This window comes from Vibrio sp. ED002 (assembly GCF_023277445.1).
Taxonomy (GTDB): Bacteria; Pseudomonadota; Gammaproteobacteria; order Enterobacterales; family Vibrionaceae; genus Vibrio; species Vibrio jasicida.
Map to the genome: position 1 here is coordinate 34,579 of NZ_CP080240.1, position 19,067 is coordinate 53,645.

Annotated in this window: 20 protein-coding genes; 18 read left to right on the plus strand and 2 right to left on the minus strand. The window is 51.3% G+C overall.

Annotated elements, in window-relative coordinates; genetic code table 11:
• Positions 1-5: 5 nt before the first annotated feature.
• On the minus strand, positions 6-872 hold the full coding sequence (locus ITG12_RS27200) for a queuosine precursor transporter (protein WP_248875250.1): 867 nt from the start codon (positions 870-872) through the stop codon (positions 6-8).
• A complete protein-coding gene (locus tag ITG12_RS27205) occupies positions 865-1,473 on the minus strand; it encodes a helix-turn-helix transcriptional regulator (protein ID WP_045382809.1) in 609 nt (202 codons plus the stop codon). The genes ITG12_RS27200 and ITG12_RS27205 overlap by 8 nt, the downstream gene beginning before the upstream one ends.
• 367 nt (positions 1,474-1,840) lie before the next feature.
• Between ITG12_RS27205 and ITG12_RS27210 the strand changes: the two genes are divergently transcribed.
• The 18 genes from ITG12_RS27210 (at position 1,841) to ITG12_RS27295 (ending at position 19,059) form a co-directional block, all read left to right on the plus strand.
• Positions 1,841-2,059: a hypothetical protein gene (locus tag ITG12_RS27210; RefSeq protein ID WP_038888781.1), complete on the plus strand. Its 219-nt coding sequence runs from the start codon at positions 1,841-1,843 to the stop codon at positions 2,057-2,059.
• Positions 2,060-2,439: 380 nt separating this feature from the next.
• On the plus strand, positions 2,440-2,586 hold the full coding sequence (locus tag ITG12_RS27215; protein WP_155398296.1) for a hypothetical protein: 147 nt from the start codon (positions 2,440-2,442) through the stop codon (positions 2,584-2,586).
• Between the two features lie 64 nt (positions 2,587-2,650).
• The gene (locus ITG12_RS27220; RefSeq protein ID WP_038888783.1) at positions 2,651-2,980 is read left to right on the plus strand and encodes a TrbC/VirB2 family protein; all 330 of its coding nucleotides are present in this window, start codon (positions 2,651-2,653) and stop codon (positions 2,978-2,980) included.
• Between the two features lie 11 nt (positions 2,981-2,991).
• Positions 2,992-3,297, plus strand: coding sequence for a conjugal transfer protein TrbD (gene trbD / locus ITG12_RS27225; protein WP_045417669.1), 306 nt, complete (start codon positions 2,992-2,994; stop codon positions 3,295-3,297).
• A 35-nt stretch (positions 3,298-3,332) separates the two neighbouring features.
• Positions 3,333-5,744: a conjugal transfer protein TrbE gene (locus ITG12_RS27230; RefSeq protein WP_248875252.1), complete on the plus strand. Its 2,412-nt coding sequence runs from the start codon at positions 3,333-3,335 to the stop codon at positions 5,742-5,744.
• Entirely contained in the window at positions 5,741-6,502 is a 762-nt protein-coding gene (gene trbJ / locus ITG12_RS27235) for a P-type conjugative transfer protein TrbJ (RefSeq protein ID WP_248875254.1), read from the plus strand. Before ITG12_RS27230 ends, trbJ begins: the two co-directional genes overlap by 4 nt.
• A 19-nt stretch (positions 6,503-6,521) precedes the next feature.
• Positions 6,522-7,481 carry a P-type conjugative transfer ATPase TrbB gene (gene trbB, locus ITG12_RS27240; RefSeq protein ID WP_248875256.1) on the plus strand — a complete coding sequence of 320 codons (960 nt, stop codon included), beginning with the start codon at positions 6,522-6,524 and terminating at the stop codon, positions 7,479-7,481.
• Positions 7,478-8,794: a P-type conjugative transfer protein TrbL gene (gene trbL, locus ITG12_RS27245; protein ID WP_248875258.1), complete on the plus strand. Its 1,317-nt coding sequence runs from the start codon at positions 7,478-7,480 to the stop codon at positions 8,792-8,794. The genes trbB and trbL overlap by 4 nt, the downstream gene beginning before the upstream one ends.
• Before the next feature lie 12 nt (positions 8,795-8,806).
• Complete coding sequence (locus ITG12_RS27250) at positions 8,807-9,472, plus strand: VirB8/TrbF family protein (RefSeq protein WP_248875260.1); 666 nt, start codon at positions 8,807-8,809, stop codon at positions 9,470-9,472.
• A gap of 396 nt (positions 9,473-9,868) precedes the next feature.
• Positions 9,869-10,747, plus strand: a complete 879-nt coding sequence (trbG, locus tag ITG12_RS27255; RefSeq protein ID WP_080637468.1) for a P-type conjugative transfer protein TrbG — start codon at positions 9,869-9,871, stop codon at positions 10,745-10,747.
• Positions 10,744-11,166 carry a hypothetical protein gene (locus ITG12_RS27260; RefSeq protein WP_045402107.1) on the plus strand — a complete coding sequence of 141 codons (423 nt, stop codon included), beginning with the start codon at positions 10,744-10,746 and terminating at the stop codon, positions 11,164-11,166. The genes trbG and ITG12_RS27260 overlap by 4 nt, the downstream gene beginning before the upstream one ends.
• On the plus strand, positions 11,159-12,376 hold the full coding sequence (locus ITG12_RS27265) for a TrbI/VirB10 family protein (RefSeq protein ID WP_248875262.1): 1,218 nt from the start codon (positions 11,159-11,161) through the stop codon (positions 12,374-12,376). The genes ITG12_RS27260 and ITG12_RS27265 overlap by 8 nt, the downstream gene beginning before the upstream one ends.
• Before the next feature lie 179 nt (positions 12,377-12,555).
• Positions 12,556-13,224 carry a hypothetical protein gene (locus tag ITG12_RS27270; RefSeq protein ID WP_248875133.1) on the plus strand — a complete coding sequence of 223 codons (669 nt, stop codon included), beginning with the start codon at positions 12,556-12,558 and terminating at the stop codon, positions 13,222-13,224.
• Positions 13,221-14,705 (plus strand): type II and III secretion system protein, encoded by a 1,485-nt coding sequence (locus tag ITG12_RS27275; RefSeq protein WP_349292942.1) that lies wholly within the window; start codon positions 13,221-13,223, stop codon positions 14,703-14,705. Before ITG12_RS27270 ends, ITG12_RS27275 begins: the two co-directional genes overlap by 4 nt.
• Positions 14,705-15,817, plus strand: coding sequence for a hypothetical protein (locus ITG12_RS27280; RefSeq protein ID WP_248875135.1), 1,113 nt, complete (start codon positions 14,705-14,707; stop codon positions 15,815-15,817). The genes ITG12_RS27275 and ITG12_RS27280 overlap by 1 nt, the downstream gene beginning before the upstream one ends.
• Before the next feature lies 1 nt (position 15,818).
• Positions 15,819-16,445, plus strand: a complete 627-nt coding sequence (locus ITG12_RS27285; protein WP_248875137.1) for a hypothetical protein — start codon at positions 15,819-15,821, stop codon at positions 16,443-16,445.
• Positions 16,442-18,064, plus strand: a complete 1,623-nt coding sequence (locus ITG12_RS27290; protein ID WP_248875139.1) for an ATPase, T2SS/T4P/T4SS family — start codon at positions 16,442-16,444, stop codon at positions 18,062-18,064. Before ITG12_RS27285 ends, ITG12_RS27290 begins: the two co-directional genes overlap by 4 nt.
• Entirely contained in the window at positions 18,061-19,059 is a 999-nt protein-coding gene (locus ITG12_RS27295) for a hypothetical protein (protein ID WP_248875142.1), read from the plus strand. The genes ITG12_RS27290 and ITG12_RS27295 overlap by 4 nt, the downstream gene beginning before the upstream one ends.
• Positions 19,060-19,067 lie beyond the last annotated feature (8 nt).

Sequence of the window (19,067 nt, forward strand, 5' to 3'; positions counted from 1 at the left end):
AAACATTAAGCGCTGTAGTAACTTTTTGAGCGAACAGCTCTAAATGCCTTTCGGGATAGATAAATCGGACCTACGCCAACAATTGCATACAACAACTTAAACAGTACTTGACTGACAATCATTGTATACAACACTTCATTAGGTAAAGTGCTGTAAAATGCAATCAGGATAAAAAGAATACTGTCAATAATCGCTGCTAAAGTTGTGCTGACTAAAACTCTCAAAACTAACCATTTCGAGTTTGTTAATTCCTTTATTTTGTTAAGCGTATATGCATTTATATTTTCTGATACATAATAAGATATTATTGAAGCAAAAAACACAGATGTTATCGAATTAATTATATTTCCATACTCTATATTAAGTCCAATCCAGCTATCGATACTTGGTACTAGCGTGCTTAAGTAAAGCAAAAAAACAAACAATACATTAACTAACGTTGATAATAAAATTGAATTCCTCGCTAATCTCAAACCATAGAATTCATTTAAGATATCTACTAAAATAAATGAAATAGGATAAACAAATATTGCTGAAGGTACGATCATTTCAAACGAAAGAAATGATAATAATATTGGTTTTATACCGACAATATTACTTAAAGTGAAAAGAGAACAAAGAATAGCAGATATAAGCAAGTAAACTAACCAATATCCTTCATTATGCTCCTCTCTGTAGCATTCAATGTCTTTACCGCCATATGCTTTCTTACAAATTTCTTGAACTTCTTTTGGCTTAAGTTGTTCAAATATCTTACTTTTTAATACTTCTTCAAGTGACATTTCAACACACTTCCCTGTCCCTTTAATCATGATATTTACATGATTCCCCTCTTTGGTAAAGCCTATTAATTTATACATATCATTAGCCACTGACTCTTTCCTCTACTACGACTCCAAGCAATCTTTCTCGCTCATCTAGTATGTATGAACATGGTAGAACATTTAATACTAAACCACTTTGAAGAATTAATTTATCTCTATGATCATCTTTTTTTAGCTCTGGAGTTCTATTTATTATTAATATATTTCCTTTTGTATATCTCTTTGAAAGGCAATCCTCCACTCTAACCGCAACTATATCCTTACCATCAGAAAAATGATATGTCACTGGATAACTTACTATCATTTCTCCAATATATTTGTGTATATTCCTAACAAATTCTAATTCGTTCATTATGGGAACTGCTACAGGATTTTTATTTCCATCAACAGATATTAAATGACTCCTTATATCCTTTTGCTCTAAGTCTTCATTTTTTAGGCTATAAATACTAGTTTCAAGATACGTAGCTATTTTATCAATGGTGCTATCGTGAATTTTATCCACATTACCGTTTAATATATTGTATATGGTTGTTCTGGTTACTCCAGAGCACTCCGAAAATGATTTTTTACTGTCACCTCTTTGCCTTATCGCAAAGTCAATGTTTTTCCTAATATTCTCTATTTGCCTCTTTTTGCTGACACTCATTACGCAATAGGTTTCACCTCTAAGTTTAGTCAACCAAAAATTTAAAATATTTCCTTATCAAATGCACAGTTTTGTGGACGTAAATCACAAAACAAAACCAAAAAATGAACATATGTAAACAAAACTGTTAAATTTTAATAAACCAAATTCTGGTAACAGATTTGTAACACAGCTCTTTAACAAACAATGCCAAGGCAGATGACGTCTCGCCGCAACTACCTCGTTGGATAACGACATAGCATTGCACAGAGCCATCGAAGGGGAAGCCCGCAATATTCCTCAACCACCCCCTACGTCTAGCAAACGGGTAGGGCGCTGTATGCCTGAACAGCTTAAAGTGAAAGGCTAGATTAACGAGGAGCAAGCCATGCGCGCTAAAGTTCGTTGTTATCAACCAAAACAAGTTAATAAAACGCTTTGTGCTCGCGCGCAAAGAACCAAAGTTGACCGTGCTACCAGCGCAACTTGGAGCACGAGCTCACTGAAAACGCTTGGGCTTGAAAAGCCTAAGCAGCAACAAGCGCAATGGGAAGCCCGACTATCTTCTCTAATGCAACATGAAGAGACATCAATACCCTTGGTATAAGCACAGCTCTGCCTCTATGGAGGCGGAGCTTTTTGCGTTTGTAAAGAACGAGGCTCTGAGCCTCACCTCAAGCGGCCCCGCCTAGTTTTAGGTGGGGCTTTTTTATCGCTGCAAGGATCATGGATACGCCCATTTGCTCGGCATTGGTTTTGTCATTTGATACCGACATAGAAAACACTCTGTTCATCGTCAAACGATGAGTGATGCCAGCACTTCAAAAATACCCCTACCCAGTCGGGCATCAGCCTTGTAAGCGCCACACGACGCGCAGTCTATTGGCAGTAGGCTAAAAAAGAGCAAGCCGCCCACCTAAAACCGCTCCTATCCAATCCACGAGTGGGCGTATCCATGAGCTTTATTGCAAAAAAGGACATCACGCCATGGAGAAACACACCAGAAAGCGCTCAAAGCAACAAGAGGAATACGACAAGAGGCAGGGCCACGCTCGCCGCCGTATTGAAATCATGCACGAGTTGAAACAACTGGGGCTAGACCCTTTCAAAGACGACAAGCTACTCATCCGATAACACACAAATAACGCTGCACTTTTTCAAAGAGTGCAGCGTTATTTCAATTTGGAGAACCCAACCTATGTCTTTATTTAAAAACATCCAACGCCGCGGCAAACAACTCGCCGTCGCGTCTTTCACCCTGGCGTGCTCGCTCAGCGCCCACGCCTCAAGCACCGGTCTCCCCTGGGAAGACCCACTCTCTAAAATCGTGGACTCCATCACGGGCCCGGTCGCTTTTGGTGGCTCAGTGCTTGGCATTGTAGTCGCGGGCCTCACGCTCATATTTGGTGGGGAGATGGACGGTTTTGTGCAAAAAATCATGATGATTGCACTGATTGTGTCAATCATCGTGGGGGCCGTTAACTTGCTGACGCTGCTGTTCGGCGTCTCTGGAGCGCTCATTGCTTAAAGGAGGGCTCAATGGACGATGAATTACAGCTCACCCCCATTTACGCGTTTAACCGTGCGCACCTTGTGATGGGAGGCGAGCGCGAGATTGTCATGGTGTCGATGTTACTGGCCTTGGTCTTGATGGTCCTTCAAAACCTCTATACCGCCGCGCTTGGCGTCATCGTGCTGTTCTCGATGCTGGTTATTGCAAGAGCCATGGCCAAAAGCGACCCCATCTTAACCAAGGTGTATAAACGTTACGCCCGCTATCAACGTTATTACCCCGCGCACAGCGTCAAATACCTACATAAACCCAACCAAAAAAGCGCACGCTAATGTGCGCTTTTTCGTTTCCGATACAGGACATGTCTATGTTGTCTATGAAAACCTATCGTGAGCAAGCCAAAGGACTGCCTGATTTATTGAACTGGGCCGCCTTGGTGGATGACGGCATATTACTCGGCAAAGATGGCTCATTTACCGCAGGTTGGCTGTTCTCTGGTATGGACGTCGATACCGCCACCAACATGGAGCGCAACGCCATGATGAACCGCTTAAACCAAGCGTTATCCTCATTAGGCACCGGTTACATGGTGCACGTCGATACCAATCGAGAGCTCGCCACCTCCTACCCCGCGCCAGAGCAGTCCCATTTTCAGCACCCAGTCATGCAGATGATGGACGACTCAAGACGCCTTTTTTTTGAATCACAAGGGGATAAATTTGCCACGCGAAGCGCCATTTTTATTACTTGGCGCCCCACGTCAAAGCGCCTTTCTAAAGTGACCGATTTACTGTTCGACCATGGCAGCGCCAAGCGCACGAGCATGGCCGAACGTAACCTGACGCTGTTTAAAGACAAAATGGCCGACATTCAGGGCCGTCTTTCTGGCGTGTTTTCCTCATTGACCCGATTAGGGTTACAAGAGAAACAAGACCACGCGTTCGATGAGATGCTGGCCTATCTTCGCTTTGCACTGACTGGCGTTTGGCATCCCGTTGCTGCCGCCTATACCCCTCTTCCCGTCGATAGCCACATTGGGGGCGTGGAATGCTGGCCAGGATTTCAGCCGAAAATTGGTGAGCACTATACCAGTGTGATCAGCATTGATGGTTTTCCTGACTTTAGCCACCCGAACATGCTGCACCATTTAAGTTTGATGAACGTCGAGTTTCGTTGGAACACCCGTTTTGTTTTTTTTGATACCAATGAAGCGCACGCCTTGCTGGAAAAAGAGCGCAAAAAATGGGACCAAAAGGTGGTGTCTTTTAGAGATAAGCTGCTCAAAAATCCCGATCCGAAAGTGGATGAGGATGCGCTAGAGATGGTCGCGCAGTACAAGCAAGCGCAAACCGACCTCTCCGCAGGGCGCGTCAATTACGGGCAGTACACCTCGACCTTTATCTTGCGCCACCAAGACCTTGATGTGCTCAGTGAAATGAGTGAGTACGTGGTGAACATTCTCAATAATACGCTTGGCTTAGCGTGCCGAGTCGAAACGGTGAACGCCACCGAAGCGTTTCTTGGCACGCTGCCGAGCGACAGCTTACACAACATCCGCCGCCCTTTATTGAGTACGTTAAATCTGTGCCATTTACTGCCAACGGCCAACATTTGGACGGGCGAAGCCACCTGTCCTTGTCCCTTTTACCCAGAGCACTCACCGCCACTGATGGTCTGTACCGCGGCAGGCAACACGCCCTTTCGGCTCAACTTACACGTCAGCGACGTGGGCCACACCTTGATGTTTGGTCCGACTGGGGCCGGTAAGTCCACCTTTTTGGCCATGCTGGTTGCGCAAATGATGCGTTATCAAGGGGCGCAGATTTTTGCCTTTGATAAAAAATACTCCATGTACGCATTGAGTCAGCTCGGTGGGCTGCATCTCGATATCGGCGCCAGCGGCTCGCGTGAAACCCCGGCGTTCGCGCCTTTGTCCGATCTGGATACGGATTTTGAATGGTGCTGCGACTACGTTGAAAAATTGGTGGTGCTGCAAGGGGAAACCGTCACCAGTGACATGCGCAGCGCCATCTTTAAAGCGCTCAGCGACATGAAAGGCTCCCAGCGCCAATCGCTTTCTGAGCTTCATGCTCAGGTTCAAGATGTTCGCATCAAGGAGGCATTGAAGTATTACACCATCGAAGGGCGCGCCGGGGATTTACTCGATGCGGAAACCAGTACCTTGTCGCTGTCGGATTTTACGGTGTTTGAGATGAACCAACTGATGATCCGAGGTGAGCGCGATTTAGTGCCGGTGCTCGTTTATCTCTTTCGATGTATTGAGCGAAGTCTCGACGGCAACCCCAGTTTTATTGTGATTGATGAGGGGTGGGTAGCCTTCAAACATCCTGTCTTTCGCGACATGTTGTATGAGTGGTTAAAAGAGCTGCGCAAAGCCAACTGCCTTGTGTTGCTGGCCACACAATCACTCACCGATGCCATCAAATCCGGAATACTCGACGTCCTGGTCGAATCCTGCCCGACTCAAATTTTCTTGCCAAACGATAAAGCGCCGCAGTTTGCCGATGTCTACCATCAGTTTGGCCTCAATGACAAACAAATCGAACTCCTCACGCACGCCATTCGTAAGCGAGATTACTACATCAGCCAACCGGTCGGAGGGCGTTTAGTGGAATTGTCGCTCGATAAACTGGCGCTGGCGTTTGTGGGCGTCTCGGACAAAAAAGACGTCGCAGGCATTCGCGAACTCGTCAGTGCGCATGGGGAAAACTGGTATTTGCACCACCTCAAACAAAAGCACATTTTGGAGGACACATGAAAACGCTTACCCTCACTTTAACGTTACTCAGCGCCGCGGCCTTGCCAGTAAAAACCTATGCGTTCTTTTGCGCCAACTGCGCCAATGTAATGCAAATGGCGCAATCAAATCTTGGGCAGGCGCAAGCGTATGTTGAACAAGTTCAGCAAACCATTAACTCGTTAAAAAATTTGGAATACCAAATTCAAAACCTCGAAAACCTAAAAGATTTAGAGTGGGGGGACGTGCAATCGCAGCTGCGCAACCTCAACACCATTGCTGCCCGCGGCCAGTCGATTTCGTACGCCATGGGAGACGTCACTGAGCGCTGGAACCACCTGTTTATTGGCATCGACGGCTACGAGAGCCAATCCATTGCATCGATGAACTCGGTTGAATCCTATAAGCAGCAAGGCGATGCGCTGCGCGACACCGCTCAAAACTCCTTAGCGCTGGCAAGTCAAATGAGTCAATATCAAATAGACGACCACCAAACGCTGTCGAGTATTCAGTCGCACGTCAGAGGCGCCAATGGCGCCATGGAAATTGCCCAGGCCAACGCCGAGCTGCTGGCTCAGCTCTCCACGCAACTGCAAAAGCTGCAAACCTTGATGCAAGCGCAAATCCAGATGCAAGCCACGCACATCGCGGCGACGGCCGACACCACCGAGCGCCAACGTGTCGCTCAAGAAAAAATGGTCACCCAACCGCTCGATGTGGATCCCACTGACGGCAAAGACTGGTCACAAGAATGGCAACATCCGAGCATGAGCTGGTGAGCCTAGAGGAGCCTTCACGATGAGCCGAGCACTACAAGGCATCGCCCACCACTTTGAAAAAGCCGGGTTAGCGGGTTACCTCGATGATCCAGCGGTCACCGAGCTCATGCTCAATCCCGACAAAACGCTGTGGATAGAAAAACAAGGTTGCCCGATGGCACGCGTTGGCACCGTCGCCCCCGAAGACGCCACCCGCATTCTTAATGCGTTGAGTGATTACCATCGCCAAACCGTGACGGTAAAACGTCCCATCTTAGAATGTGAACTGCCATTAGATGGCAGTCGATTTGAGGGGCTTGTTCCCCCGCTGGTTGAAAATCCAAGTTTTGTGATACGCAAAAGAGCGACCCACATTTTTACCTTTGAGGACTACCTCCAGTCCGGCGCCATGACGCCAGAGGTCGCGACGCACCTCATCACGCTCATCGCGGCGCACCGAAACATCGTCACCGTGGGCGGCACCGGCTCAGGAAAAACCACATTTGTGAACGCCCTGCTGCATCAAATCTCGCTGCAGTTTCCTGATGAACGCTTGGTCATTTTAGAAGACACCAATGAGCTGCAATGCCGCGCCCCCAATCATGTCATCAAACGAACGAGCGTGGAGGCCGATGTGACCATGAGAACGCTGCTGCGAACCACGCTGCGTTATCGTCCCGACCGCATCATCGTTGGCGAGGTTCGAGGCGGTGAAGCGCTGGATTTACTCAAAGCATGGAACACCGGACATCCTGGCGGGCTGGCCACCATTCATGCCGATTCTGCGCGCCAAGGGCTCGCCCGTTTTGAGCAATGCATCGGCGAGGTTTCGCCCCATCAAAATCCGACGTTGATCGCCAATAGCGTCCACGCACTGGTGTTCATGGCAAGAGACAACACCGGACAGCGCCGCGTGAGAGAGCTCCTTCAAGTCAATGGGTTTGATGGTGAGCGCTACGACACCACCACGTTATACGAAGACCAACAGGAGGCCACATGAGAACGCGCATCACCGCCGCTTTACTCCTTTTTAGCCACTCCGCTTTTGCCGCCAATAACAACGCACTCGACACCATTCTTGATAAGTTCAACCACCTCACCGCCACTTGGTCGCCCATCATCATTGATGCCGTGACAGGGCTGTTTTGGCTACTGGTCACCCTCAGCTTTACGTGGTCTGCCATCTTGCTCTGGATGCACCAAAAAGGCCTCGATCATTTTGTTGCTGAGATGTTTGAACGGGTGATCACCATTGGTTTTTCGGTTTATTTACTCAATAACGCCGTCCCTCTGGCTTGGACCATCATGCATTCTATTCAAGACGTCGCCACGCGCCTATCCGGGGGCACACAAGCGCTGACGCCTTCCAACATCGTTGAAGTCGGCATGATGTTAGCCCAGCGAATATGGGAGTCGAGCTCAGGGTTCGATGTCGGAGAGTACATCATTATTGGCTTGTGCGGCCTTATCGTTTTAGTGGTCCTGGCACTGATAGCCGCTCAAATGACCATTCTTATCGTCGGCGCCTACGTCATATTAAATGGTGGGGTCGTCATGATGGGCTTTTTAGGCAGTGAATGGACCCGTGAGCATGCCATCAACTACTTCACCACGGTGCTCGGCATGTCGGTGCAAATCTTCATCATGCAACTGTTGGTGATCATCGGTAATGACGTGTTCATCGGCTTTATTGATACGCCGTCAGAAGGCGCCGCGGACTACTTGATGATGGTGGTCATGTCCATCATCTATCTGGCCTTAGTCACGACCGTGCCTAATATGGCATCGAGTTTGACGACGGGCCGATTTGTCTTTGATACCGGACGCGCCGTCAACAGCGCGGCAGGCGCCGCCGGGGCGACCGCTGGCCTTGGCTTAGCCGCGTCCGCGTTACTCAAAGGTAGCGGCACAATGATGGCGAAACAACTGGCTAAGACGGGACTCGGCCAAAAAGCCCAAGGAGGAGTAGCGCAGCTATCCAAAACCGCACCGATGTTAAAAGGCGCCGCCACAGGCGCTGGCGCTTTAGTCAAAGGCGCGGACAAACTCGGCCAAGCCGCATTAGGCGCCATGGCGCAGCAAAGCCCGGTTGGACGCGCGTTCAGCGAGCTTGCCAAAAAAAGCGCGCTGCCCCCCAACGGCCATAAAAAAATGCACGCGGCGATGCACACTTCGCCCTCCTCGGCTGGACTATCTCCAGACCAAGCGGCGATGCAAGCGGCGCAGCCCGTCACCACCACCTCAAATCATCAGGCTCTGAAAGCGCGGTTGCAGCAGCAGCGCTCGCAGCACAGACCCTCTAGAAAAACATAAGGGAACCCCACGATGTCAGAAAAAAATGACTACTCCATTTTATATCAGCGCGCCCGCGAAGAGTGGGATGAGCGCATCGGCAGCGCAGTGAAAGAAGCGCACGCTTGGAAGATGTTTGCGTTTTTAGCCCTGCTCGTGAGCGCCCTCGCCGTTGGCGGCGTCGGATATATCGGTGCGCAGTCTAAAATTAAGCCCTACGTGATTGGGGTGAAAAATGATGAGGAAATCATTGGCGTGGCCAGCGTCGAGAAGCTGCCCACCTCGCAGCTCGATGCCCTCAAAGTCAGAGAGCTAGAGCAGTTTGTTGAAGACATACGCAGCGTGCTTTCTGATACCGAAGCGGCAGAAAAAGCCGTTCGACGCGCGTACGCCAAGCTTATCCCCAACTCCCCCGCTCAAACTCAAATCGCCGAAGCGTTTCAAAAAGAAAACCCATTTGAGCGAGCGGCGCGAGAGCTGGTCAAGGTTGAAATTCAAAGCACACTGCCCCTATCCGACAGCACGTGGCAAATCGAATGGATAGAAACCGTCACCGACCGACAAGGGACACTGCTCGATACGCCACGATTTAAAGCCACCATCAACACCCAAACGATACAGCCCCAGAACAAAACGCAGATGAAGCAAAATCCGCTGGGTCTGTGGATCAACGCGTTCAACGATGTACAAGTAAACTGATAATGGGCATCACTCCCCTTATACCTGAAGGAGCCGAATATGAATGCATTAAGTAAAACTCAATACCCAAATAGGGACGCTCTCCCTAACCCAATCGCCATTGAGGCAATATTAGCCCTCAGAATAACTCGCTCATTCGACATTGAAGATGTGACTGAAATCCCTGTCCTAAGTTCTACATCATTACAGTTCGAGAATGAGACAAATATTGTTGCATAACAAGCCGGAGACATTCTTCTTCTGTTAACAGAAAAGAGCCCTCAGTAACCCCCACTTTAGCCGGAAGAAGTGACACTGAGCTGGCTGTCACTAGTGATGAAAGCTCTTGCTTTGCCATACATAAATGATTCAGGTGTTAATACACAATCTATACAAATTAAGTAAGGAATGGATGATATGAATACGCCCTTTCTGCGCCTCACCTTGTTAGGGGTGGCGCTCTGGAGCAGCGGCGCCCTAGCGAGCCGCGTCCCGGCCATCTCAACCAGCTCGCTGATAGAGCTTGCCGCGCCGCTCAGTCCAACCGAGCAAGCGGGGGTTGAGATAGCCAAGCGATGGATAAACGGAACAGACAAGCCCATACGCGCCCCCGATGGTGCCGTCACCTACTTTTATGGCCGCGCTTTGCCGAGCGTCGTCTGCGCGCCGCTCAAAACCTGTGACATTCAGTTAGAGCCTGGCGAGCAAATCAGCAAAAACGGCTTAAACGCCGGTGATACGGTCAGATGGAACTTCACCCCAACAGTGTCAGGTCAAGGCGCCCAAGCGGTGACACACATTTTAGTCAAGCCCACCGATGTCAATATTGAAACCACCTTGCAAATTGCCACCAATCGCCGCGCCTATCTGCTCAAGCTCACCGCCAAGCACAACGACTGGATGCCCATCGTGAAATTCGACTACCCAGAAACATTGCAAGTGGCCATGGACTCTCTGTATGACCGCCAGCAAAGCGAGAAGCAATCCAAATCCATCGGCAATGGACTCAATATTGACGATCTCGATTTTGACTACGACATCGAAGGCAACGCAAAGTTTGCGCCCGTTCGCGTGTACAACAACAGCGTCAAAACGATATTGGAAATGCCTCGCAGTGTCGCCACCGGCAAGTTGCCCTCACTTTTGGTGATCAATGCAGGCCAGCGCGAGCTCATTAACTATCGATACCGTGATGGTAAGTTTGTCGTCGATGGCCTACCTGACCAAATCGCCCTCTTACTCGGCGCAGGCAAACATCAACAAACCGTGCTCATCAAGCGTAAGGGGGGAGCATGAAACAGATTTGTCTCATCGTCATGTTGCTGCTGGGCGGCTGCGCCAGTTACGAACCGGATCAATACGGCAATTACAATGATGTGGTGTTAACCCCAACGGAAATGCGCGCCATCAGCCAAGACATTGCCCTCTTTCTTCGTCAATCCGAAGGCGCAAGCCGAATCGTGAACCTCAACCATGATGGCAGCGATTTTGCCAATACCTTAATCGAGACGCTTAGGCGTCAGGGGCTTGGCGTCGCACAAGACAATGCCAGAGACTATTTAAGCCTCAATTATCGGGTGAAGCAGCTCAATCCGACTCAGTTTGCGGTCACCGCCGTGCTCAGTGATGGCCGAATACTCTCGCGCATCTGGGTGGTCAGTAACCACCACCTCATTCCGCTCAAAACGCGGGCTTATGGGGTGACGTATGACTAAATTCAGCCTCAAGCAAAATCCGCTTTCTGGTGTGGGCTCGGTGCACATCAAAAAAAGCGTGAAAATCGCCGGACTGGTGCTGGCGGGTATCATGGTGGTGCTTGTGGTGTTGGTCATTGCTCAAAAAGGGCAGCGTGCCAGCGCCTCGGCGCCATCCGACGCGCCAAGCACGGTCAACACCGCCACCACGGCGTCTTCTTTGGACTCCGTCTTGGCCAAAAAGCCCACCTCATCGGTGGTCAAACCCACACCGATAACCCCTGTTGAAACGGCGCCCGCCACCCCATCGGTTTCCCCCGAGTTCGCCGCGATGAAAAAACGTCAACTGGCCGCGTTTGAGGCCAGACAAGCGATGTTAACCGAAGCGGTCTATTCTGGGATGAACATTCAGATTGATGATGCGGCGCTAAAGCAAACGTCTTTGACGGCGGCGGCGCCAAACCGCGAGCTGACGATGGCGCAGCAAAGGCTCGACCACGCCAAAAGACAAACCATGTCAACGCCAAGCGGACAAGCGCTTAGCCAGGGCGGCGCCTTAGACACCACGCTCGCCAGTCAGGCCAGCAAAGACGCGTTTTTGGCAAGCACCCATCAAGCCGGGTATCTCAATGCGCGGCGTGAACGGCCCGCCAGCGAATACGAGCTCACCGTTGGCACACTGATACCAGCCTCGCTTATCAGCGCCGTCAACTCGGACACCCCCGGGCACTTGGTGGCTCAAGTCAGTCAACACGTCTACGACAGCGCCACCGGCTCGGCCATCCTTATTCCACAAGGCACTCGGCTCTACGGCACGTACGACAGTCGAGTGGCGTATGGGCAACGTCGCCTTCCGGTGACGTGGTCACGCGTCAATTTCCCTGACGGGACAAAACTTGATATCGGCAACATGGCCAGCTTAGATGTCACCGGCATGAGCGGGTTAACCGGAGAGGTGAACAATCATTACTGGCGCCTGTTTGGACAATCCACCTTATTGGGCGGCATTTCAGGGCTCACGCAAGCGGGGGTTAGTGATGGGGATGACGATTCACGCTCCACCGCCGAATCGGTGGCGGATGGGGTCACCCAGCAGTACGCCGAAACGGGCAACCTGCTCATTCGCAAAAACATGAACATCCAACCGACCATTGAAATCGACAACGCCGAGCCATTTTACATCATGGTAAGCCAAGACATCGTCTTGCCGCCTTACTCTTCCATTCGTTAGACACTTCGAGAACCTTTATGAAAACCATGCCTATCGCGATATTAGGAGGGCTCATCACATCTGCGTGTTGGGCGGCGCCCTCCGGCCATTTAAACGATAACCAGCTGGTCATCTCCGGCATACCAGCGCCGCTTCCCGCAAAAGACCATTCGGCCACGCTCAGGCGGGGGGCGGTCGACGTGAGAGACGATATTCAAACGCCTACGCCTCAAATCGTCAATGTGGGAGAAAAACCCGTACAAAGAGTGAACGTCGAAAAGCGCAAACCCACTGGTTCGCTTGCTTCAACGCCACCCGTTTTACCCCCCATCACTCCGGCGCACACCAAGCCAACCACCTTCTTCATCAGTGCCAATGAAGCCCCGTATCGCGCCCTGTCTCGTTGGTTGCAAAAGAAAAAGCTCACGAAAGTGGCGTTTTCACTGAGCGAAGAAGAGCAAGCCGCGCTGCTTCGTCCGGTCAGCAGCAACCTTCATTTTACTGGCACCCTCCCGCAGTCCATTGAAGCGTTAGGTCAGCAGCTTGACATGCCTTTGCGCTTTGATGTGCAGCGTGGCATTGCGGCCATCCATACCCAGCCTGGAATGATTGATGTCCGATGGGTTCATGGTCGTTCGCTCAAAGAAGCCATTGCCAACCTCACCCGCGCCTATCAGTGGCATTGGCGAGAAGAAGGAGAGCGACGCTCTTGGATGAGTGAGGATGATTACCCGTTAATGGCCGAGTACGGCATTGTGACGCCGCGCGGCGCGTTTGACCTAGCGCTGGACACCGTACTTGAAGGCTACCCCGTTCGCGCAGAGCTTATTCCCGGCTCTCGCCAAATCTTTATCAGAGAGAGGCAATGATGAAACCCGCTTACTTTATCCTGCTCATGTTTTCCGTTGTCATGACTGGCTGCGTCAGCCAAGATTATCTCGACCGAAAGGAAAATGCGAAGCACATTCAAAACACTATGGACACCGCACGTAACAAGGCGTCAACGCCACTGGGTAACGTGCAATACCTCAGTAAACCACCCGCCCTGCCGACGCCGATAAAAAAAGACACGTCGCCGCCATGGTTGCAGCAAAAAGTCAGAGTTAAGGCCGACAGATTACCGCTATCACTGGTGTTATCGAGACTGCTTAGCGGCACCGAGGTCGATATTTCCTTCGATCCTGACGTCGATCCGAATCGCCCCGTCACCATCAACAGCGAGGCATCCAGAAAGTCGATATTAAATCTGCTCAGTAGCGTGACGCAATATGGCCTCACGCCAGAAGAAAAGAAACTCACGGTCGGCTTTTATCAAACGGAAACCTTCGTGCTCACCCTGCCTTCTGGTGTCTATTCGGGGCAGCAAGGCAGTCAAAGCGAAAGCAGTGGCAGCGCACAAGAAGGTGAAAGCACAAAGGTGGACGGCCAGTACATCACGACCGGATACAATGAGGTCGATGTGGTGTCTGAGGTCGCCGATGCCCTCAAAGCGGTCCTGAATGACGAAAGCGAAGATGACGGCGAGCAATTAGTCGGCTCTGTCAAGGTGGTGCCAGGCCTGACCGCCATCACCGTGCGCACCACCCCCAGTCGAATGGCGCAGGTGCATCGAGTGGTGGCGGCTTACCAAAAAGAGCTCGAAAAACAAGTGCTGCTCGATGTTCGCGTTCTGGAATTTCGCTCAAACCTTGGTAAAGACCAAGGCATCGATTGGGATCTCGTGAAAGATGTCGGCGATGGTACGTTAAACTTCATCATTCCAGGGACATCGACCACCTCTGGCCTTATCAGCTCAGGCAGCGGCTTAGCGTTCCAAGGCTCTGGAAAGTGGGATGGCACCACGGCTTTTATTAAAGCACTAGAGCAACAAGGTACGGTATCAACAGATACCCCCATCAGCGTACTCACGCTCAGCGCCCAACCCGCTCGTATCTCGCAAACGGTTGATACGCCCTACCTTTCCGATATCTCCACCGACATCACCGACACCACCACCTCAACAAGTACGACGCGCGGTAATGTGGTGGAAGGCATCGATATGATGGTCAATACCAACGTTAAAGGTGACTTTGTCTGGATACGCACTGCAGGCAAGCTCACTAAAATCGCGGGCGACAGCACGGAAGTGGTGAACGAGGCCACCTTGCGCTTTATTTCCACGCGCAGCGCTGACTTATCATTCACCAACAAACTGCGCTATGGACAAACGGTGGTGATTGGCTCAGTGAAGCAACAAACCCAAACCGCCAATAAATCCTCAAGCTTTGGCATTGATGGATTAGGGAGCCAAGCGAGCGGCCAAGAAACCGTTGAAACCTTAGTGCTACTGACCCCTAGGAGAGTGAAATAATGACCACATTCACCCCCACTCACGCAGTGATAAAGGCCGACACGCTCTCAAAATGGCAGCTTTCTCGTAAGCTGCCGGGCAAGTTTAGCCTGACCGTACAACGAGGCCATTGGTTAACCCGGTATGTGAGCCAAGAAGCGGGCTTTGCGATAGCGGAGGCTTGGCTGCACAAGCTCGACAGCCATGCGCCTGACCATTGGTGTTTGATGGATAAACACGACCATGACCATGTTTTCTTCATGCAAGTGCGCAGTGGTGTGGTCCGAGAAGCCACCACGCTAAAAATAGACGACATCAACCCCGTCAAGCTCTCGCTCAGTGAAACGCTATATCTCACGCCAGCCTTAGCAGAGGAGGAGCGTTGGCAGTCGTGGCCATGCGAAAGCGTGCCACCACTGGAAGAGCGCGATTGGCGACCTTACCCACTCAAACCCAACAAAAGCGCGGCCTTTATTATCGGTGGCGCTTTTTTGATGGTTTGCCTGGCGCTGAGCATATGGCTGGCCAGTGCGCCGCCTAAACCCGGCACACCCCAGCCGCAAATGGTGGATGTGTATCAAGCTTATCGCCACACCATGACCCAGGCCGTGAGCGCATCAGAGGGAGTCAATGACGCGCTTTTGCTCACCAGCATGAGTGCCCTCGCCCCCTCTGGTTGGAACTTAAGCAAGGTAACCCTTCAAGGCCGCACCATGGTCGCCGTCATCGAGCGCGATGACGACGGGCTCATGTCAAGCGCGAAACACTACTTGGCAAGCCTCGACTCACCGGCGACGTCCATCTTGACCCTTGACGCGCTAACGCTCACCAAACCGGTAGAGGGGCATCTTGACCAGTGGCAAGACGCACTGGCGCCCTATTCACTTGGTTTTCAATTGGTCGATGTGCTCACCGGACTCGGCTGGCATACCAGCAACAGCAAAGAGAGCAAATCCGCTACCGCGAGCACCTTGGATGTCACGTTGAACAAAAACAGTGTCGCGCTCAGTGAGCTCCCCTCTTTAACCACCTTGTTCCGTCCGTTGCCGCTGAGCCTTCAAGCGCTGACGCTCACCCCAAACACCGATGGTACTTACCGCGCAGCCATGCGCCTTCAATACATTGGAGAGTAATATGAAAATCACGAAATCCCATATCCAGATTGGCATTCTGGTGATTGGCGGGCTCGTTGTTGCCAGTCTTTGGCTGGCCAAAAATGCGCCCGTCTCAACGGCGCCACGTTCGATTGAAACGACAAAACCAAGTTGGGTCAATGCAAGCCCTGCGTCCCCGCCGCCACAACCAGACAACGTCATAAGAAAGCCCAAACCCAAAAGCGTAAGCCCCGCGCTTGTCATCGATGCGAAGGCGCAGCAACTCATTAACCGCTCAGAAACCTTAGCCCTGGCCAAGCTTGATGCCAACATCGCCGAGCAGCAAGCCAGGGCGCGCAAAGCAACGCGCAGTGAGCCGTCACAAGAGCGCGCTGGCTACGTGCCAGCCATTTCGGTGATTGATGACTACGCCCCACCGAGGACGCCATCGAAACCCCGTTCCTTAAAGGCCATTGACCGCTTCACGCTCAGTGGCCTTTTTGTTGACGAGCAAGAAGCGAGCGCCTATCTGAGCTTTGATGGCGGCGCGCCAGTGCGAGTCCGTGAAGGGCAAAGCATTCAAGGTGTGCGTATTACCCACATCAATGCCAATGGGGTTCGACTTATGCAAGGCATCCAAGCCAAAGTGTTAGAAGGTGGACTATGAATCACTTACCAAAGCTCACCAAAGCTGAGGCAGAGACGTTATTAACGCTGTGTCGCGATGATGGTTACACCATCGTCGCAGACGACCTCACCATACAAACCGCGAACCCGCAAGCGCCCAATCTTGGCCGCATCGTTGATTTGCTGCAAGGCAGCGAAGCGATGTTAGGCAAGTCAGTCATCATTGAAGAAGTGCCTCAAAGCGTCATCGATAACACGCTTTCTACCTTCACTGACGAACAAAGAAAGGAAGGGATGACACAAGAGGCGACCAATACGGTGGAGCGGTTACTGCTGGCCCTGTGCCAAACCGCCGTCAATGAAAATAGCTCCGATGTCCATGTGCTCACCACCGCAGAAAGTACCTTGTTCTTGATCCGCAGTGTGGGCGTCAGGCGCGTGATCAGCCGCTTTCATAACCAGCAAAGCGCGCAAAATCAACCTCGCCAAGTCGGGCTTTCCTTGATGGACTATGTGTTCTCCGAGCTTGGCGGACAAGACATCAAATACACCATGCCCGCACAAGACCGTTTTGAGGTCACGCTGACGGTCAATAACGAGCTGCGCGTGTTTGAGTGGCGAGCGGCGCTTATTCCAACCGCAGAAGGGCCAAAGCTCACTCTGCGCTGCCTGACACCACGCGACAAAGCGCTGTCTTTGGAGGACATGGATTTACCCGCGCCTTATTTAAGCACACTGATAGCGATGATCCACAAACGCCAAGGCGGAATAATCATCACTGGCCCCATGGGGTCCGGGAAAAGCTCGCTGGTCTATGCGCTACTTGAAAAAGTGGATCGCATTGCACGTAACGTGCATTCCTTAGAAGACCCCGTTGAGTTTTCACAGCCGTTCGTCAGCAAAACCCAAGTACAACCTGATGTCGAAACGGTGGAAGGCTCCGGCGTTAAGCTCGACTACGCCTTTTACTGTAAAGAAACGCTGCGTCATGACGTTGACATCTCTAACATCGGTGAAATTCGTAATAACCCGACGGCCGCCGAATTTTGTCGTAAAGCCGAAACCGGCGGCTTGGCGCTGGCCACGCTGCACACCAACAGTGCGCTCGGCGTCCCTCAGACCTTCATACAACAACTCAAAATGCCCGCTGCCATCATTGGTGCGCCCGACCTGATGGCGCTGTTTGTTCACGTGAAACTGATCAGAAAACTGTGTGACTGCGCGTTTGAATTTAGCCAGCACGACAGCGACGAGGTGATCAGTGCTTATCGCGATGCGAATGCAAGCGACAAGCTTGCGCTGAAAGTGCGCCAACTTAAACAGCTTTGCAGTGAGGAAGAGCTAAAAAGCGTCAAGCTCTTAAATCCGAAAGGCTGTGATGCCTGCACAGGAGAGGGGGCGGTGACGGGGGAAACAGGCCGCTTAGTGGTCATGGAGATGATCATTCTCGATGACAAAGACCGAGCGTTTATCGTCAAAGAAGACGATTTAGGGTGGAAAGCGCATCTGCAGAGTCAAGGATGGCCCGACATCAAACAGCACTGTAAATCTCGCATTGTCCGGGGGCAAGTGGACATTTTATCTGCCTCTGAGCAAGTGGACGATCTCGTTCCAACGCCGGTCAGTGACACCTATCGCGCACTCAAGGAGGCACTATGACGCTACTTGGTCGAACCCTTGAGCAGTGGCTGTTTAGCGACAAAGAAAGGCTCGCCTTTTTACAGCAGTGGCAAAAGGCCGATAAGTACAACCTCACCACCAAAGAGTTTTGCCAATCTCTTGTCGATAATGGTACGCCAACCTTCCAGATCATTGGTCTTGCGGGAAAAGCGGCGCCAAAGCAAGGAAAACGCTTTGTCGATGTGCTGGAAGGCTGGTTTCCGAGCGTGGTGTTAAGCTCCATCCGCGCGGCAGAAAGCGCCGGTCAACGAGGCGTTGGCATTCAGACCGCCATCGAGCAGTTGCAAGGCGGGGAAAACATTGTCACCAAACTGGTTCAAATGCTGGCTTTCCCTTATGGCTTAACGGTGGGCGCGGGGCTCTACGGCGTGTACATCGCCGATAAGATGTTAAGTGCCGTAGAGCATGCCGATGGGATTGGGTTAACGGTTCGCAATCTCGTGGCGGGGTATGGCCCATTCGTCGCGATATTGTCCGCGTGTTTACTCGTGGCCTTAGCCATTGCGTTGCCAAACTGGGCTGGCCCGAGCCGACATATCACAAACCGATGGCCACTGTTTTCACTTTATCGCGCGGCAGTGGCCGCGACGTTACTGAAAACCTTAGCCAACCTCACTCAATGTGGCATGAAACTCAGCGATGCCCTCACCCAAGCTGAAATTCGCAACAGTGCGTTTGCCAAGATGCACATTCAAGCCATGAAAGAGCAGAGTATCGGACAAAGTAATTTGGGGCATATTCTCGATACGCAGTTACTGCTTCCAGACGAGCTCAGTGCCATGAAGGTACTGGGTGAGCGCGTCAATTACACCGAACTGCTCAGTCAAAGTGGCGCGAACCATAGCCAACATGTCGATAAGCAAATCACCAAGATGAAACTCTGGCTTCCCAAAGCCGGATTGGTCATCACCATTTTGGTGCTGGGCTCACTCGTTATCAGCGCCGCCTATCAACTCTACCTCAGTTTTCAATAAGGAAAAAA

Bases quoted from the DNA above. Each gene is read 5' to 3' on its own strand.
- ITG12_RS27205 (WP_045382809.1), bottom strand. From the start codon at position 1,473: ATGAGTGTCAGCAAAAAGAGGCAAATAGAGAATATTAGGAAAAACATT.
- ITG12_RS27210 (WP_038888781.1), top strand. From the start codon at position 1,841: ATGCGCGCTAAAGTTCGTTGTTATCAACCAAAACAAGTTAATAAAACG.
- ITG12_RS27215 (WP_155398296.1), top strand. From the start codon at position 2,440: ATGGAGAAACACACCAGAAAGCGCTCAAAGCAACAAGAGGAATACGAC.
- ITG12_RS27220 (WP_038888783.1), top strand. From the start codon at position 2,651: ATGTCTTTATTTAAAAACATCCAACGCCGCGGCAAACAACTCGCCGTC.
- trbD (WP_045417669.1), top strand. From the start codon at position 2,992: ATGGACGATGAATTACAGCTCACCCCCATTTACGCGTTTAACCGTGCG.
- ITG12_RS27230 (WP_248875252.1), top strand. From the start codon at position 3,333: ATGTTGTCTATGAAAACCTATCGTGAGCAAGCCAAAGGACTGCCTGAT.
- trbJ (WP_248875254.1), top strand. From the start codon at position 5,741: ATGAAAACGCTTACCCTCACTTTAACGTTACTCAGCGCCGCGGCCTTG.
- trbB (WP_248875256.1), top strand. From the start codon at position 6,522: ATGAGCCGAGCACTACAAGGCATCGCCCACCACTTTGAAAAAGCCGGG.
- trbL (WP_248875258.1), top strand. From the start codon at position 7,478: ATGAGAACGCGCATCACCGCCGCTTTACTCCTTTTTAGCCACTCCGCT.
- ITG12_RS27250 (WP_248875260.1), top strand. From the start codon at position 8,807: ATGTCAGAAAAAAATGACTACTCCATTTTATATCAGCGCGCCCGCGAA.
- trbG (WP_080637468.1), top strand. From the start codon at position 9,869: ATGAATACGCCCTTTCTGCGCCTCACCTTGTTAGGGGTGGCGCTCTGG.
- ITG12_RS27260 (WP_045402107.1), top strand. From the start codon at position 10,744: ATGAAACAGATTTGTCTCATCGTCATGTTGCTGCTGGGCGGCTGCGCC.
- ITG12_RS27265 (WP_248875262.1), top strand. From the start codon at position 11,159: ATGACTAAATTCAGCCTCAAGCAAAATCCGCTTTCTGGTGTGGGCTCG.
- ITG12_RS27275 (WP_349292942.1), top strand. From the start codon at position 13,221: ATGATGAAACCCGCTTACTTTATCCTGCTCATGTTTTCCGTTGTCATG.
- ITG12_RS27280 (WP_248875135.1), top strand. From the start codon at position 14,705: ATGACCACATTCACCCCCACTCACGCAGTGATAAAGGCCGACACGCTC.
- ITG12_RS27285 (WP_248875137.1), top strand. From the start codon at position 15,819: ATGAAAATCACGAAATCCCATATCCAGATTGGCATTCTGGTGATTGGC.
- ITG12_RS27290 (WP_248875139.1), top strand. From the start codon at position 16,442: ATGAATCACTTACCAAAGCTCACCAAAGCTGAGGCAGAGACGTTATTA.
- ITG12_RS27295 (WP_248875142.1), top strand. From the start codon at position 18,061: ATGACGCTACTTGGTCGAACCCTTGAGCAGTGGCTGTTTAGCGACAAA.